The organism is Deinococcus sp. (assembly GCF_030523985.1).
Taxonomy (GTDB): domain Bacteria; phylum Deinococcota; class Deinococci; order Deinococcales; family Deinococcaceae; genus Deinococcus.
This window is the reverse complement of sequence record NZ_JAUNHK010000061.1, coordinates 1,969-16,080: the sequence shown is the minus strand read 5'-3', so window position 1 is coordinate 16,080 and position 14,112 is coordinate 1,969. Positions and strand designations below refer to the sequence as shown.

The 14,112-nt window shown below is 66.0% G+C and carries 13 protein-coding genes; 10 read left to right on the top strand and 3 right to left on the bottom strand.

All coding sequences use genetic code 11. The features are described 5' to 3' along the window. The first annotated feature begins 44 nt into the window (after positions 1 to 44). From Q4C89_RS09830 to Q4C89_RS09820, 3 genes are read left to right on the top strand one after another with little or no spacing between them, the layout of a single operon-like run. A complete protein-coding gene (locus tag Q4C89_RS09830) occupies positions 45 to 551 on the top strand; it encodes a GNAT family N-acetyltransferase (RefSeq protein ID WP_303102433.1) in 507 nt (168 codons plus the stop codon). 25 nt (positions 552 to 576) lie between these two features. Continuing rightward, positions 577 to 1,203, top strand: a complete 627-nt coding sequence (locus Q4C89_RS09825; RefSeq protein WP_303102432.1) for a MazG family protein — start codon at positions 577 to 579, stop codon at positions 1,201 to 1,203. Further along, a complete protein-coding gene (locus Q4C89_RS09820) occupies positions 1,200 to 1,793 on the top strand; it encodes a CoA pyrophosphatase (protein ID WP_303102431.1) in 594 nt (197 codons plus the stop codon). The genes Q4C89_RS09825 and Q4C89_RS09820 overlap by 4 nt, the downstream gene beginning before the upstream one ends. Positions 1,794 to 1,853: 60 nt before the next feature. On the opposite strand, the gene Q4C89_RS09815 is transcribed toward Q4C89_RS09820, so the two are convergent. Then, the gene (locus Q4C89_RS09815; protein ID WP_303102430.1) at positions 1,854 to 2,900 is read right to left on the bottom strand and encodes a PEGA domain-containing protein; all 1,047 of its coding nucleotides are present in this window, start codon (positions 2,898 to 2,900) and stop codon (positions 1,854 to 1,856) included. Between the two features lie 318 nt (positions 2,901 to 3,218). Here Q4C89_RS09815 and Q4C89_RS09810 point away from each other — a divergent pair, with 318 nt between their 5' ends. After that, positions 3,219 to 5,249: an endonuclease gene (locus Q4C89_RS09810; protein WP_303102429.1), complete on the top strand. Its 2,031-nt coding sequence runs from the start codon at positions 3,219 to 3,221 to the stop codon at positions 5,247 to 5,249. Between the two features lie 401 nt (positions 5,250 to 5,650). Here Q4C89_RS09810 and trpC read toward each other — a convergent pair whose 3' ends face one another. Together trpC and Q4C89_RS09800 are read right to left on the bottom strand one after the other, a co-directional pair. After that, positions 5,651 to 6,484: an indole-3-glycerol phosphate synthase TrpC gene (gene trpC / locus Q4C89_RS09805; RefSeq protein ID WP_303102428.1), complete on the bottom strand. Its 834-nt coding sequence runs from the start codon at positions 6,482 to 6,484 to the stop codon at positions 5,651 to 5,653. Positions 6,485 to 6,609: 125 nt separating this feature from the next. Further along, the gene (locus Q4C89_RS09800; RefSeq protein WP_303102427.1) at positions 6,610 to 7,329 is read right to left on the bottom strand and encodes a DUF2259 domain-containing protein; all 720 of its coding nucleotides are present in this window, start codon (positions 7,327 to 7,329) and stop codon (positions 6,610 to 6,612) included. Positions 7,330 to 7,461: 132 nt separating this feature from the next. Here Q4C89_RS09800 and dnaJ point away from each other — a divergent pair, with 132 nt between their 5' ends. The 6 genes from dnaJ to Q4C89_RS09770 all read left to right on the top strand — a co-directional run bounded on the left by dnaJ (position 7,462) and on the right by Q4C89_RS09770 (position 14,037). After that, entirely contained in the window at positions 7,462 to 8,592 is a 1,131-nt protein-coding gene (dnaJ, locus tag Q4C89_RS09795; protein ID WP_303102426.1) for a molecular chaperone DnaJ, read from the top strand. A 321-nt stretch (positions 8,593 to 8,913) separates the two neighbouring features. Next, positions 8,914 to 9,876 carry a ribose-phosphate pyrophosphokinase gene (locus Q4C89_RS09790; protein WP_303102425.1) on the top strand — a complete coding sequence of 321 codons (963 nt, stop codon included), beginning with the start codon at positions 8,914 to 8,916 and terminating at the stop codon, positions 9,874 to 9,876. Between the two features lie 59 nt (positions 9,877 to 9,935). Then, entirely contained in the window at positions 9,936 to 10,565 is a 630-nt protein-coding gene (locus tag Q4C89_RS09785; protein ID WP_303102424.1) for an HAD family hydrolase, read from the top strand. Positions 10,566 to 10,609: 44 nt separating this feature from the next. Further along, the gene (gene glcF / locus Q4C89_RS09780; RefSeq protein ID WP_303102423.1) at positions 10,610 to 11,887 is read left to right on the top strand and encodes a glycolate oxidase subunit GlcF; all 1,278 of its coding nucleotides are present in this window, start codon (positions 10,610 to 10,612) and stop codon (positions 11,885 to 11,887) included. Next, positions 11,887 to 13,323 carry an FAD-binding oxidoreductase gene (locus Q4C89_RS09775; protein ID WP_303102422.1) on the top strand — a complete coding sequence of 479 codons (1,437 nt, stop codon included), beginning with the start codon at positions 11,887 to 11,889 and terminating at the stop codon, positions 13,321 to 13,323. Before glcF ends, Q4C89_RS09775 begins: the two co-directional genes overlap by 1 nt. A gap of 6 nt (positions 13,324 to 13,329) precedes the next feature. Continuing rightward, on the top strand, positions 13,330 to 14,037 hold the full coding sequence (locus Q4C89_RS09770) for an FAD-binding oxidoreductase (RefSeq protein WP_303102421.1): 708 nt from the start codon (positions 13,330 to 13,332) through the stop codon (positions 14,035 to 14,037). Positions 14,038 to 14,112 lie beyond the last annotated feature (75 nt).

Genomic DNA, 14,112 nt, shown 5'->3' with positions numbered 1-14,112 from the left:
TCAGAAGTGCCGCCAGCCTAGCACCGACCCGCTACCCTCTGCCCATGCCCACCATTCGACCCGCCACCGCCGCCGACCTGAGCGGCATTCTGGATATCTACAACCACGCCGTTTTGCACACCACCGCCAGCTACGACCTCGAACCCGTCAGCCTGCAAAGCCGTCAGGAGTGGTTCACGGCGCGGCAAAAGGCGGGGTTTCCGGTGCTGGTGGCCGAGGGCGCAAGCGGCGAGGTGCTGGGTTTTGCCAGCTACGGCACTTTCCGCGAGAAGCCGGGCTACAACGGCACCGTCGAACACAGCGTCTATATCCGTGAGGGACAGCGCGGCGCGGGGCTGGGACTGGCATTGATGGAGCGGCTGATTGCCGAGGCCCGGCAGCAGGGTTTGCACGTCATGCTCGGCAGCGTAGACGCCGACAACGCGGGCAGCATCGCCTTCCATACGCGCCTGGGCTTCCGGCAAGTGGCGCACTTTCATCAGGTGGGGCGCAAATTCGGGCGCTGGCTCGACATGGTGTTCATGGAGCTGCTGCTGGAAGACGAACAGTAAAGGACAAAGTCATTAGACTCGGTTCATGCAAGAACTGCTTGCCACCATGCGCCGTCTGCGGGGGCCGGGGGGCTGCCCCTGGGACCAGGAACAGACCCACGAGTCTTTGCGCCCCTACCTGCTGGAAGAAGCCGCCGAAGCTGCCGACGCCGTGACCGAGGGACCGGAGGCGCTGGCGGACGAACTTGGGGACGTGCTGCTGCAAATCGCTTTTCATTCGGTGATTGCCGAGAGCGAGGGGACATTCAGCTACGCCGACGTGGAGCGCGGCATCGTGGACAAGATGGTTCGCCGCCACCCGCACGTGTTCGGGACGACGCAGGTGACGGGCAGCGAGGAAGTGGTGAGCAACTGGCAGGCGATCAAGGCCGCCGAACGGGGCGGGAAACCTCGCCGCGCCGCCGACCGGGTGCCTGCCGCGCTGGGCGCACTCGCCCGCGAAGCCAAGACGCAGAAGCTGGCTGAACAACCCAAAACCGGACGCGACGCCCTGGCAGATGCGGTACAACGCGCCCCGGAAGACGCCGCCGGAGTTGCCGAAGTGTTGGCCGCCGCAGTCGCCTGGGCCAGAAGCCTGGGCATAGACCCCGAAACGGCCCTCCGCGAACGCACGGCGCACACCCTCGCGCACTTGCCGGACGAAGAAGCATGAGCCACGACCCGCTGGATACCGTGCAGGCCGACCCCTGGGCGCTGTGGCTCTCGGAACGGACGCGAACCGCCCTCGACCTGCCGCAGTTACCGGGAATACGCTTTCGCCGCGCCGCCGTGCTGGTAGCCCTGACCCGCGAGAGCGACCCCCGCGTGCTGCTCACGGTGCGTTCGGGTGACCTGCCCACCCACAAAGGCCAGATTGCCTTTCCTGGCGGCAGTCTGGACGGAGATGAAACCCCCATTCAAGCCGCCCTGCGTGAAGCCGAGGAAGAAGTGGGACTCTCCCCCGATGCCGTGACCCTGCTGGGCGAACTGGACGACGTATTTACTCCGGTGGGCTTTCACGTGACGCCCGTACTAGGCCGCATCGCGCCCGAAGTGCTGGACACCCTGCGCTTGACGCCCGAAGTCGTGCAAATCATTACGCCCACGCTGGCGGAGCTACGCTCCCTGCCACTCATCCGCGAGGAGCGCACCCTGCCCGACGGCAGCCGCGTGCCGCTCTACCGCTACCCCTGGCAGGGCCATGACATCTGGGGGATGACGGCGCGGGTACTCCACGACCTGCTGGAGCAAGGGCCGGGATAACGACCTAAAAAACCCCCGCCACGGTGGACGGGGGCCTTGCTGGAAAACCTACAGTTCAGCTCAGCGAACGGGGTTGATGCTGATCTGGGCGTTCTGGGTGACGTTGTAGGTGTTGATGAAGGTGCGGTAGCCGGGGGCGATGACCACGACTTCGTGGCCGCCACGGGTCACGTTCAGGCTGAGGGTGCCGCCCTGAATGGTGCCCGCTTCCACGCCGTCCACGAACACGCGGGCGCCGTTCACGCTGCTGCGCAGGGTCAGGGTGTAGTTGCTGACGTTGGTCACAGGAGCGGGGGTGGGCACGGGGGTGGCGGTGCGGTTGAACTCCACGTTCAGGTTGGTGGTGGTGTTGGCGCGGATGGTGATGGTGGTGGTGTAGTCAGCGAAGCCGGGAGCCTTGACACGCACGGGGTAGCTGCCAGGAGCGATGTTGCTGTAGGTGGTGTTGGCGGCGCCCAGGGTACGACCGTTGATGATGACGCTGCTGCCGGGGACGTTGGTGCCCACGAACAGGCTGCCGGTGGTCACGGCGGCGCGGGACGCCACGCTGAAGAAGGCGGTGTCAGAGACCCAGCTGTTCTGGGGCAGGGGGTTGACCACGATGCTCAGGGCCTGGGCGAGCTTGTCCTGACCCTTGGTGGCAGCAGTGGCGAACTGGTCCTGGGCGCTCTTGAAGGAGGTGATCTGGTCGAGGTTCAGGGGCGTCAGGCTAGCGAGGGCCAGCACCTTGTTCAGACCGACGGGGCCAGCGACGTTGAAGGTGAACTGGTCGTTCGCGGCGGGGAAGGTGACGGTGGTGTTGGCCTTGACGAAGTTCCCGCCGCTATTGCTGAGGCGGTTGGGCAGAATCTGAACGACTTCACCGCTGCTGTCCACGTTGAACAGGTAGACGTAGGCGTCACGGTTCACGCTGGTGCTGATCTTGATGGATTCGCCGTCGAGGTAGACAGGGTTGGCGTTGCCGGTGCTGTCCTTGTCCACGCGCACGCTGACGCTCAGGTCAGGCTGCACGGGGTTGACGATGATGCTCTGGGCGCTGATTTTGGGGGCAGCGAAGGCGCTGGTGGCGGTGGCGAGAAGCAGAGTGGGAATCAGAATCTTTTTCATGGGTGTTCCTCCGAGAGAAAGACTATGCGGGCAAAGGTGACGGGCCATGAGCGAAAACGCCTGGAACATTAATAGTGATTCAGCCCACCGTCAGGAAGGTGATGGGTTCGTCAGGTTGCTCGCCTCCTCAGATTTGACACGGCGACACCCGACCGCGCAACAAGATGATTTTTCCGTGCTCACCTATAAATATCTCACATAGGCCGTATTGCGGAGGTGCCAGGAAACTGTTCTGTTTTTGCTGCGGAAACGTGCCTCTCCACAGCGTGGTAGGGCCAGGAAAGGCCCACCACCGGACGGGGCAGTAAACTCGGGCGCATGAACAGCGACACCTCCGGCCCCGACCTGCCCAGCGAAGTGCTTCAGGAGACCCAGGCCCGCTTCATTCAGCGCGACCCGGAGCGGCAGCATCACCTGCGGCGGCTGAACGTGGGCGGTCCCCTCGCCGCCGAGTCTGCCCAGCGCGTCGAGGCCCGGCTGACCCGGCTGGGTGTGCCGCTGCCCGAAGCACAGGCCGTCGCTCAGGGTGAGGCGAGCGTCAAGAGTGCCACCGCCGGGCTGCCCGAAGATGTGCGGCTGGCCGCCGAGCGGGTGCTGGGGGCCAACGACCTGGTCAACGTGGGGTATCTCGACCTGGCCCGTTCCTGTTCGCGGGCGGTGTGCCGGGTAGTCATCCGCGACAGCCGGGGCCGCACCCAGGGCTTCGGCACGGGGTGGATGTGCAGCCCGCAGGTGATGGTCACCAACAACCACGTGCTGGAAAACGTGACGGCGGCGCGGCAGGCGGTCATCGAATTCGACTACGAGCTGCGGCAGGACGGCACCCTGATGGAGCGCACGACCTTCGCACTCGACCCCGACGCCCTTTTTCTGACCTCGGAGCCGCTGGACTACACCTTCGTGGCGGTGCGCGGCGACGCTTCGGCCTTCGGCTGGCTGCCCCTGTACGGCAGCGCCGACAAGAACGTGCTGGGCGAGTCGCTGAGCATCATTCAGCATCCCAGCGGCGAACCCAAGCAGGTGGCGCTGCGCGAAAACCGCCTGGTGGACCGCCTGCCCGACTTCTTGCACTACGAAACCGACACCGCGCCCGGCAGTTCGGGCAGTCCGGTGTTCAACGACGCCTGGGAAGTGGTGGCGCTGCACCACAGCGGCGTGCCCCGGCGCAACGACCAGGGGCAGGTGCTCAAGCGTGACGGGCAACCCCTGCGGGCGGGCGAATCGGGCGACCAGATCGACTGGGTCGCCAACGAAGGGGTGCGCGTCAGCCGCCTCATCGAAGACCTCAGCACCCGCACCGACGCCCAGGGCAAGGCGCTGGTTCACGACATCCTGACGCCTGTTCAGCCGCCCCTCATCGGATCGCCGCTGCTGCCCGCGCCCGCTGTGGCAGCGGCTCCGGCGCCGGGGTCCACCGAGGCGGCGACGGCCCGATTGCTCGACCTCGGCACCCTCAAGGTCGGTCCCGACGGCAGCGTGTCGGTGCCCGTGACCCTGCGGCTGAAGGTGGACACCCCCGCCCCGACGCCGACCCCCGAAAAGCCGCCCGTGACCGTGACGCCGGAGCCGACTCCCGGTGCCAAGCGGCCCTATCTGCCACCCGAAGACGCGCAGGCTGCCGCGCAGTATTACGCCGAAATTGGGACGGTCAGCGACCCCAAAGCGCGGTTCCTGGCGCTGTCGCAACTGCTCACGCGCACGCACAAGAACCAGCCGCGCTACAACCCGTCCAGCGAGGTCTATCCCTGGGTGGACGTGTGGCCCGACGGCAAACTGCGCTCGATTTACTCGGCCCGCGAACATGCCCCCGAAGAATTCATTGCCGCCGACCTCGCCGCCCAGGAGCGCCGTGCCCGGCTGGCGACCCAGGAAGGCATAGACGCCGACCTGCTCGAAGACGCCCTGCCTTACAACTGCGAACACGTCGTCCCGCAAAGCTGGTTTGCCAAGCGTGAGCCGATGCGTGGCGACCTGCACCACCTGTTTTCCTGCGAACCGGACTGCAACTCGTTCCGGGGCAACACGCCCTATTTCGACTTTCCCGACTACGGCGAGGCGCTGCGAACCGACTGCGGTAAGCGCGAACCCGGCGAATTCGAGCCGAATTCCGGCAAGGGGCCAGTGGCCCGCGCCACCATGTACTTTCTGCTGCGTTACCCCGGTGTGATTCGCACCTACAGCGAGCGCCACCTGCAAACCCTGCTGGGCTGGCACCGCGCCGATCCGCCCGGTGAATGGGAAAAACACCGCAACGCCGCCATTTTCGCCCGCCAGGGCAACCGCAACCCTTTCATCGACTATCCCGAATGGGCCGAACAGGTGGCCCTGAGCGAAGGTCTGGGGCGCTGAGGCGGGTGGGGCAGATTGTCTGACCGTCTAAAGGTCTAAAGGTCAAACCGCGCTGTAGTTGATAAAAAACATTTGGTCTGGACGTCCCCTCACCCCTCGCTGCGCGAGGCCCTCTCTGCTACGCAGCTTTGCAAGTCCCACGAGGGGAGAGGGTGAAAATTACTTCCTGCCGAACCGCTGGGAAACGCAGAATTCCAGGGCCGTCGGGCGCGAAGCGCACGGGCCGCACACGAACAAGAAAAACAGCGCCCCCAGTCCCCGTGCAACCGAGTAAGACTGCCCAGTCAGCGAACTCACCGACATTTGCATAGCGCCAGCGTTAAAGCCCCTGTCCCCCCTGGGGAGAGGGGTTTGGGGTTGGGGCCGAAAGCTGAAGCCAAAGCCCCCATACCCCCAACCCCTCAGCGTTCCAACAGGGCGCGGGCGGCTCCGGCCAGGTCACCGCTGCCCGCCAGCGACGTGCCCACCAGCACCGCGTCGGCCTGACCATAGACCGGGCGCAGGTCGGCGGCGGTTCGGTAGCCGCTTTCCGCCACCAGTACGCCCCCGAAGCCCCCGGCGCGGGCCTGGGCCATCAGGCGGAGGCTGACATTCAGGTCGATGTGCAGGGTGGTCAGGTCGCGGTTGTTGATGCCGATAATGCGGGGCCGCGCCGCCAGAGCGATGTCCAGTTCCCGCTCATCGTGGACTTCGACCAGCGCGTCCAGGCCCAGATACTCGGTCATCTCCAGAAATTCGCCCAGACGCTCGCCCAGCACGCTGACCATCAGCAGGGCGGCACTCGCACCCCACTCGGCGGCCTCTCTCAGCATGGCGGGGTGAACGACGAAATCTTTACGCAGCACGGGCAGGTCGGTGGCGGCGACCACGGCCCGCAGCGCCTCCGGGCTGCCTCCGAAATGGCGCGGCTCGGTCAGGCAACTGATGGCACTCGCGCCGCCTGCCGCGTACGCCTGCGCCGCCTGTGCCGGGTCGAGTGCCGCAATCGCGCCCTGACTGGGACTGGCCTGTTTGACCTCGGCAATCAGCGCCAGCCGGGGGCCAAGCGCATCGGCAGGCAGCGAAAGTGCCCGCTCGAAACGCCGCGCTGCCGGGCGACTCGGCCCCAGGTCAGGGTCGGCCCCGGCATAGTCAGCCGCCCGCTCCGCCACGATGCGCCCCAGCACCCCCGGCACATTGTCCAGATTCAGGGGCGCGAAAGATTTGGAGGAAGCGGGCCGAAGCGGAGTGGTCATCGGGGCAGTATAAAAGACCGCCCAGACCGGGGAATGGAAAAGTAGGCCACCGGAGGCCGGAACGCTAGAGACTGAATATCGGATAGTTTTTAGCCCTCAGCCCTCTACCATCCGCCATCCGCCCTCTACCGCAAAGTCGCCGCCAGGAAAATCGGCATGGCATTCGGCCCCTCGAAGCCCGGCGCGTAGGCGCGTACCGTCAGCAGCACACGGTTGCCGCTGAGGTCGACCCGGTCGAGCGTGTACCGCGCCGCGCACTCCACCGCCGGATTCTGCGGGGTGGGGATGGTCTGCCCGTTCACCTTGAGGGTAAAAGTCGCTGGCCCCTCGCCTGCGGGCAACAGGCCGGCGTAGGCACAGGCGACCTTGCTGGGCTGCACTTTCAGTTCTATCGGCACGTTGCGCGACCACAGGAACACCGAATAGGTTTTGCTCTGTCCGGCCCGCACCGCGTCCGACCACTGCGGCTGAGACAGGGTGCGCCCCACAACCGTGGCGACAAAACGGGGTTGATTGGCCGGGCGGCCCAGCAGACCTGTCTGCGCCAGCCGCTGCTTTTGCCCCTGCGTCAGGCGTTCGAGCAGGGCCGTGGGGGTCGTGTCGGGGCTTTCGCTGAAGCTGTTCAGGCGCAGCAGGGCGCGGCCCGTTGCCGTGTCATACAGCCCCAGCGAGGCACGCGAAAAGCCGGAGCCGTCCTGTTGCCACGCGGTCTGCACCAGCACCCGCGCATTGTCGGCGGAAAAGGAAACCTGCTTTATTTCGGGCCAGTCGCCCGCCAGCGCCCCGCCGCCCAGCACGCCCGCCAGCGCCGCACCACCCATCAACCGTCGAAAGAAATCGCGCACCCGTTCAGGCTAACCTACCCCGCTCGGATTCACCTGAACCTATAGCCGCTGCGCCACTTTTCTTGAGTGTGTTCATGTTAACCTGAGCGGCGGAGGCCGGGGCCATCAGGCTGCCCGCGCAACACAGAACCTATGGACTACTACGAACTGCTGGGCGTCTCGCGGAGCGCGAGTGCCGACGAAATCAAGAGTGCCTACCGCAAGCTGGCCCTCAAGTACCACCCCGACCGCAACAAGGAAGAGGGGGCGTCCGAGAAGTTTGCCCAGATCAGCGAGGCCTACTCGGTGCTGAGCGACGCCGAGAAAAAAGCCCACTACGACCGCTTCGGCTCGGCTCCCGGCGCGAGTATGCCCGGCGGCGACCCCTTCGGCGGCATGGGGGGCATGGGGGGCGTGGGCTTTGACCCGATGGACATTTTCGAGCAGCTTTTTGGCGGCGCGGCAGGGATGGGCGGACGGGGACGGCGTGGCCCGGCGCGGGGCGACGACCTCGAAACCGAGGTGCATATCACGCTGGAGCAGGCCCGCAGCGGCGAGGAGATCGAAGTCACCGTCGACCGCCTGACCGAGTGCGAACATTGCCAGGGCAGCCGCACCGAACCCGGTGGCAAACCGCCCGCCACCTGCAGCACCTGCCAGGGCAGCGGCACGGTTCGCGCCCAGGCCCGCACCATTTTCGGCGTGGTGGAAACGCAGCAGGTCTGCCCCACCTGTAAGGGCGACGGCAAGATGGTGGTCGACCCCTGCACCGTCTGCCACGGACGCGGGCGCACGCTCAAGGCCGAAGCGGTCAAGGTCAAGCTGCCCAAAGGCATCGACGAGGGCTACCGCATTCGCGTGGCGGGCCAGGGCAACGAGGGGCCGGGCGGCAACGGCGACCTGTACGTGCATATCGAGATGGAGCCGCACCCCGAACTGCGGCGCGAGGGCGAGCACCTGATTTTCCCCGCCCGCATCGGCTTTGCGACGGCGGCCCTCGGCGGCAAGCTGACCGTGCCGACCCTGGACGGCCCCCAGGAAATCGAGGTCAAACCCGGCACCCAGCACGGCGAACTGCACCGCCTGCGCGGTCAGGGCATGCCCCGCTTGCAGGCGTCGGGCAGCGGCGACCTCATCGTGGACTATCAGGTGGTCGTGCCCAAGTCGCTGAACAACGAAGCCAAAGAAGCCTTGCGTGCCTACGCCCGCGCTGTGGGCGACGAAGTGCCCGAGGAGCAAGAAGGGCTGCTGGGCAAAATCGGCAAACTGTTCGGGCGAGACTGAGAACAAAGGGCGGGGGCTGGGCGCCTTCTGGAGCAGCTTGCCCAGCAAAGGCGTTTCGGCCCTCTGCTCCTGCTGACGTTGGGCAGCAAAGGGACGCGGTGTCCAGTCTGACCGGACTGCAAGGCTGACGGGTTCATGACAGACTTGTTCCCCGACCAGTACAGGCTGAGCAGATGAGCGCGGCAGAGTATTCTGTGGGCGACTCTTTTTGCTGGCGGGGCCACACCGTACAGGTGGCTTCTCTCGCGATGACTCTACCCCCGGAGGAAATGCGCTTTGTCTACGCCGTCTACGCCCGACTCCCCTCTCCAAGAGGGTTTCATGAATTCCCGCCGCTCGCCCCTGCTGGTGTTTTCCGGCCAGAGCAACCGCCCGCTGGCCCAGGCCATTTGCGACAATCTGGGCGTACCGCTCGGACGCAGCCGCACCGAGAAGTTCACCAACGACAACCTGATCGTTCACTACGAGGAGTCGCTCCGCGAGGGCGACATCTTCATTGTCCAGACCTTCTCGACCCCCGTCAGCGACTCGATTCTCGAACTGATGCTGATGATTGACGCCGCCAAGTCCGCCAGCGCCGGGCGCGTCACCGCCGTCATTCCGTACTACTCTTACGCCCGCAGCGACAAGAAGGACAGCCCCCGCATCTCCATCGCCGGGCGACTGATGGCCGACCTGCTGCAAGAAGCCGGGGCCGACCGCGTGCTGACCATGACGCTGCACAGCCCCCAGGTTCACGGGTTTTTCAAGGTGCCCGTCGACCACCTCTCGGCGGACGTGGTGCTGAGCCAGCATTTCAAGAAGTGCGTGCCCGACGCCCACAACGGCGTGGTGCTGGCCCCCGACGCGGGCAGCATCAAGCGGGCCTCGCAGATTGCCCGCCGCCTGGATTCGGGCCTCGCCATGATCGACAAAGAGCGCCTCTCGGACACCGAAGTGCGCCCCCGCGCCCTGATCGGTGACGTGGACGGCAAGACCGTGTTTATCGTGGACGACGAAATCAGCACCGCCGGGTCGCTGGTCGAAACCGTCAACATCGCCCGTGGCATGGGCGCGAAGGACGTGTACGTGGCGGTGACGCACGGCGTCTACTCCGGCCCCGCCATCCAGCGCATCGCCGCGCTGGACGTGACCCAGGTCGCCAGCTGCAACACGGTGGACGTGCCGCAGGAAAAACTGGACGCGGCAGGCGGCAAACTTGCCGTGCTAGACGTGGCTCCGCTGTTCGCCAGCGCCATTGCCAACATTCACACGGGTGCTTCGGTGAGCACGCTGTTTACCTGAAGTCCCCCGCTGCCCTGGCCCCTGCCCGCGTGGTGGGGGCTTTTTGGTTTCATAGGCAGATGCAAGCGATTTTTTTCGATCTGGACGGCACGCTTTCTGACCGCAACGCCGCGATTCGGCGGTGGTTGGCGGGGCATCTCCAGAGATTTGGCCTGCCCGCCGCTTATGGCCCGCGCTTTCTGGAGCTGGACGACTTCGGCTACCGCCCCAAAAGTGAGGTCATTCCGCGACTGGTGCAGGAACTGGGGCTGCCGCACGACCCCGCCGACCTGCTGGCGGATTTCAGTGCCCGCGCCTTTGCCGCGCCCGTCTTGATTCCCCACGCGCATGAGGTTTTGGACGAGTTGCGCTCAGGCGGGGTCAAGCTCGGCATCGTGACCAACGGCTGGGTAGAGGCGCAGACGCAAACGCTGCGGGGGCTGGATTTGCCGCGCCGGGTGGATGACGTGGTCATCAGCAAGGCGGTGGGCCTCAGCAAACCTGACCCGCGTATTTACCGGCTGGCGCTGAGACGGCTGGGCGTAGAGGCCAGCTCGTGCTGGTTCGTGGGCGACTCGCCCAGAAACGACGTGTGGGGGCCGCAGCAGGTGGGGATGAAGGCCGCTTTTTTGCAGACAGGTCACGCGCTGAACGGCGAAAACCCGGACGCCATGCTGCGCGATTTGCAGGATGTTCTGACACTCCCCTAACCACTCTCCCCTTCTTGCGTCCCGTTGCGCCCTATCCTCTGCCCATGAACAACGAAGTCCCCGTCCAAGCCCTCGGCCCGCAAGGGGAGGTGATGGCCCACGCTATAGACGCCTGCGTCCACTGCGGGTTTTGCCTGCCCGCCTGCCCCACCTACGCACTGCTGGGTGACGAGATGGACAGCCCACGCGGGCGAATTGTGCTGATGAAGGAGGTGCTGGAAGGCCACCTGCCCTTGGCAGACGCCGCCCCACACCTTGACCGCTGCCTGGGCTGCCAGGGCTGCGTAACCGCCTGCCCGAGCGGGGTGCCCTACGGCGAGTTGATTACCAGTTTTCGCGGCTGGAGCGAGCCGAAAAGGGAACGCACGCCCTTTGACCGCGCCAAACGCTACGCCATTCTGAAAGCCCTGCCCGCACCGAAGCTGTTCAGCGTGGCGGCCCGCGTGGGCCAGTACGCCAAGCCCCTCGCCCCCGCGCTGCCCGCCGCCCTGAAAGCGCCGCTGGACTTGCTGCCCGAACACGTTCCGGCGATGCAGCCGAGCGCAAACTTCACCCCCGCGAAGGGCAAACGCCGGGGCCGGGTGGCGTTTCTGGCCGGGTGCGCCCAGCAGGCCCTCGCGCCCAACTTCAACGCGGCGACCCTACGGGTGCTGGCGCGCAATGGCATCGAAGTGGTCATTCCCGAGGGCCAGGGCTGCTGTGGGGCGGCAGCGCTGCACACCGGGGCGCGGGACGAGGCGCTGCGGCTGGTGCGCCAGAATCTCGCCGCGTTCAACCCCGACGACTACGACGCCATTCTGAGCAACGCGGCAGGCTGCGGCGCGGGCCTCAAGGAATATCCGGTGGTGCTGCACGGCCTCCCCGACGAAGCCCAGGCGCGGGCATTTGCCGCCAAGGTGCAGGACATTTCCGAGTATCTGGCGGGGCTGCTGCGGGACGGCGAATTGCAGCCATTTATGCCTACGCGCCAGCCTCTAAAAATTGCCTACCATGACGCCTGCCACCTCGCCCACGCGCAGAAAGTCCGCTCAGCGCCGCGTGAACTGCTGCGGGCCATTCCCGGCGTGCAACTGGTCGAGATTCCCGAAGGCGACCTGTGCTGCGGCTCGGCGGGGACGTACAACCTCGAACAGCCGGAACTCGCCGCGCAGCTGGGCCAGCGCAAGGCGAAAAACATCCTGAGTGGCACGCCGGACGTGATTGCCAGCGGAAATATCGGCTGCCACACGCAGATTCAGAGCCATGTGCGGCGGCAAGGGAGTGGCGTGCCGGTGATGCACACGGTGGAGGTTTTGGATTTGGCGTATCGGGGAGAGCTGTAATGGCGCTCGAAAAACTTGCCCTCACCACCAACTCCCGCGCCCGCAAGCCCCGTTCGGAGGGCGTACCGGACAACGCGCTGGCCGCGCAACTGCTGGCGCAACTCGGCCCGAAGAAAGTCCTGCACCAACTTTCCGAGCGCCTGAACTACCGCTACGACGCCATTCAGTTCGGCGTCACCCCTCTCGCCGTGGTGCTGCCTGAATCCACCGCCGATGTGGTGGCCGCCGTCAAGGCTGCGAAGGCGGCGGGCGTGCCCATCATCGGACGGGGCGCGGCAAGTGGCCTCAGCGGAGGCGTCACGCCCTTGCAGGAGTCGCTGGTGGTCAGTTTTACCCGCATGACGGGCCTGCACATCTTCCCTGAACGGCGCGAAGCGGTGGCGCAGCCGGGCGTGGTCACGCTGAAGGTGACGGAGGCGGCCAAACCGCACGGTCTGATTTACCCGCCAGACCCGGCCAGCTTCCGCACCAGCACGATTGGCGGCAACCTGGGCGAGAACGCGGGCGGGCCGATGTGCTTCAAGTACGGTGTGACAGGCGACTACGTCAAGGCGTTGGAATTCGTAGACACGGACGGCGAAATTCACCGCCTGACCCGCGACTGCTACGACCTCGCGGGCCTGCTCATCGGCTCGGAGGGCACGCTGGGCCTGATGACCGAGGCCACCCTGCGCCTGATTCCGCCGCCCAAGTTTACCCGCACGCTGATGTGCCACTTTGCCGAGGTCGGGCAAGCCGCCGAAGCCGTGAGCAGCGCGATTGCGGCGGGGGCGGTGCCGTCCAAGCTGGAATTTATGGACACGGCGTGTACGAACGCGGTGGAAGACTACCTGCATCTCGGCCTGCCCCGCGACGCCGGAGCCGTGCTGCTGGTGGACACCGACGGCGACGACGCGGCGATTGTGGACGCCGAGCTGGAACTGGTGGCCCTAGCCTGCGAACAGGCGGGGGGAACCGTGCGCCGCGCCGCGACCCCCGCCGAGGCTGACGCGCTGTGGCAGGCCCGCCGCAGCATCAGCCCTTCGCTGGGCCGCATCAGGCCGCAACGCATGAACGAGGACATCGTGGTGCCGCGCAGCGCCCTGCCCGACGTGGTGCGCGAAATCCGGGCACTGGGCGACGCCAGCCCGTTTCATGTGGTGCAGTTCGGGCACATCGGGGACGGCAACCTGCACCCCAACATCATGTTCGACCCGCGCACCGAGTCCGCTGAAGCCGTGCATGAACTGGCACACAAAATCGCCCTGGTCGCCATCCGGCACGGCGGCGTGCTCAGCGGCGAACACGGCATCGGCACGATGAAACGCGACTTCATGACGGACGCCGTAGACCCCGTGACGCTAGGAGTCTTGTGGGACGTAAAAAGGGCGCTTGACCCGGCGGGGCGGCTGAATCCGGGGAAAATCCTGCCGGAAATGTTGATGGTGGATAGGTGATAGTTGATGGAAAAAGACAGAAACGCTGACGCTGGGGCCTCTATCAACCATCAACCATCAACCATCAACATCTCCCCCGGCGACCAGACCCTCACCGTCAGCGCGGACACCTCCCTGCTCGACATTTACGCCGCGCTGCCTGCGGGCCTCTATCCGCCGTTTCCCCCGGTGGCGCTGCCGGGCGGCGTGGGCGGGCTGGTTCAGCGTGGCGGCTTCGGGCAGAACTTCTTCTTCGGGGCGGAGGTGCTGGGCGTGACCTTCCGTGCTCCCAGTGGGCGAATCGTGAAGGCTGGGGGGCGCACCGTGAAAAACGTACAGGGCTACGACCTGACGCGGCCCTTCGTGGGAAGTTTCGGGCTGCTGGGCGAGGCGCTGGAAGTCACGCTGCGCCTGCGCCCCGGCCTTAGCGTGCGGCATGTGGCGGCCCCCGGACGGCTCTCGGCGTTGCCGCCCACCCCGGCCCGCTTCGTGTGGGAAGTGGACGGCATGGTGAACCTGTTGCATTTCGGGCACGCGGCGGAAGTCGAGCGGGCCTTGAGTGTTCTCCCCGGCGCGGTGGACATGACCGAACACCCCGACCTGACCGCCCATTTTCCCGACGGCATGGGCGTAGGCGAGGGGGGCAGCGTGCGCGACCTCCGCTTCGGGTGGGTAAGCGGTGAGGCGAGGCCGCCTGTCCCGGCCCTGTTCGGGAAACTGGCGGCCAGCCTGTAGACTTCCCCCTGACCACTTCAGTTTATGTTGAGGGAGATGAGACCTTCTCTGCTTCTTCTGACCGGCCTGCTGCTC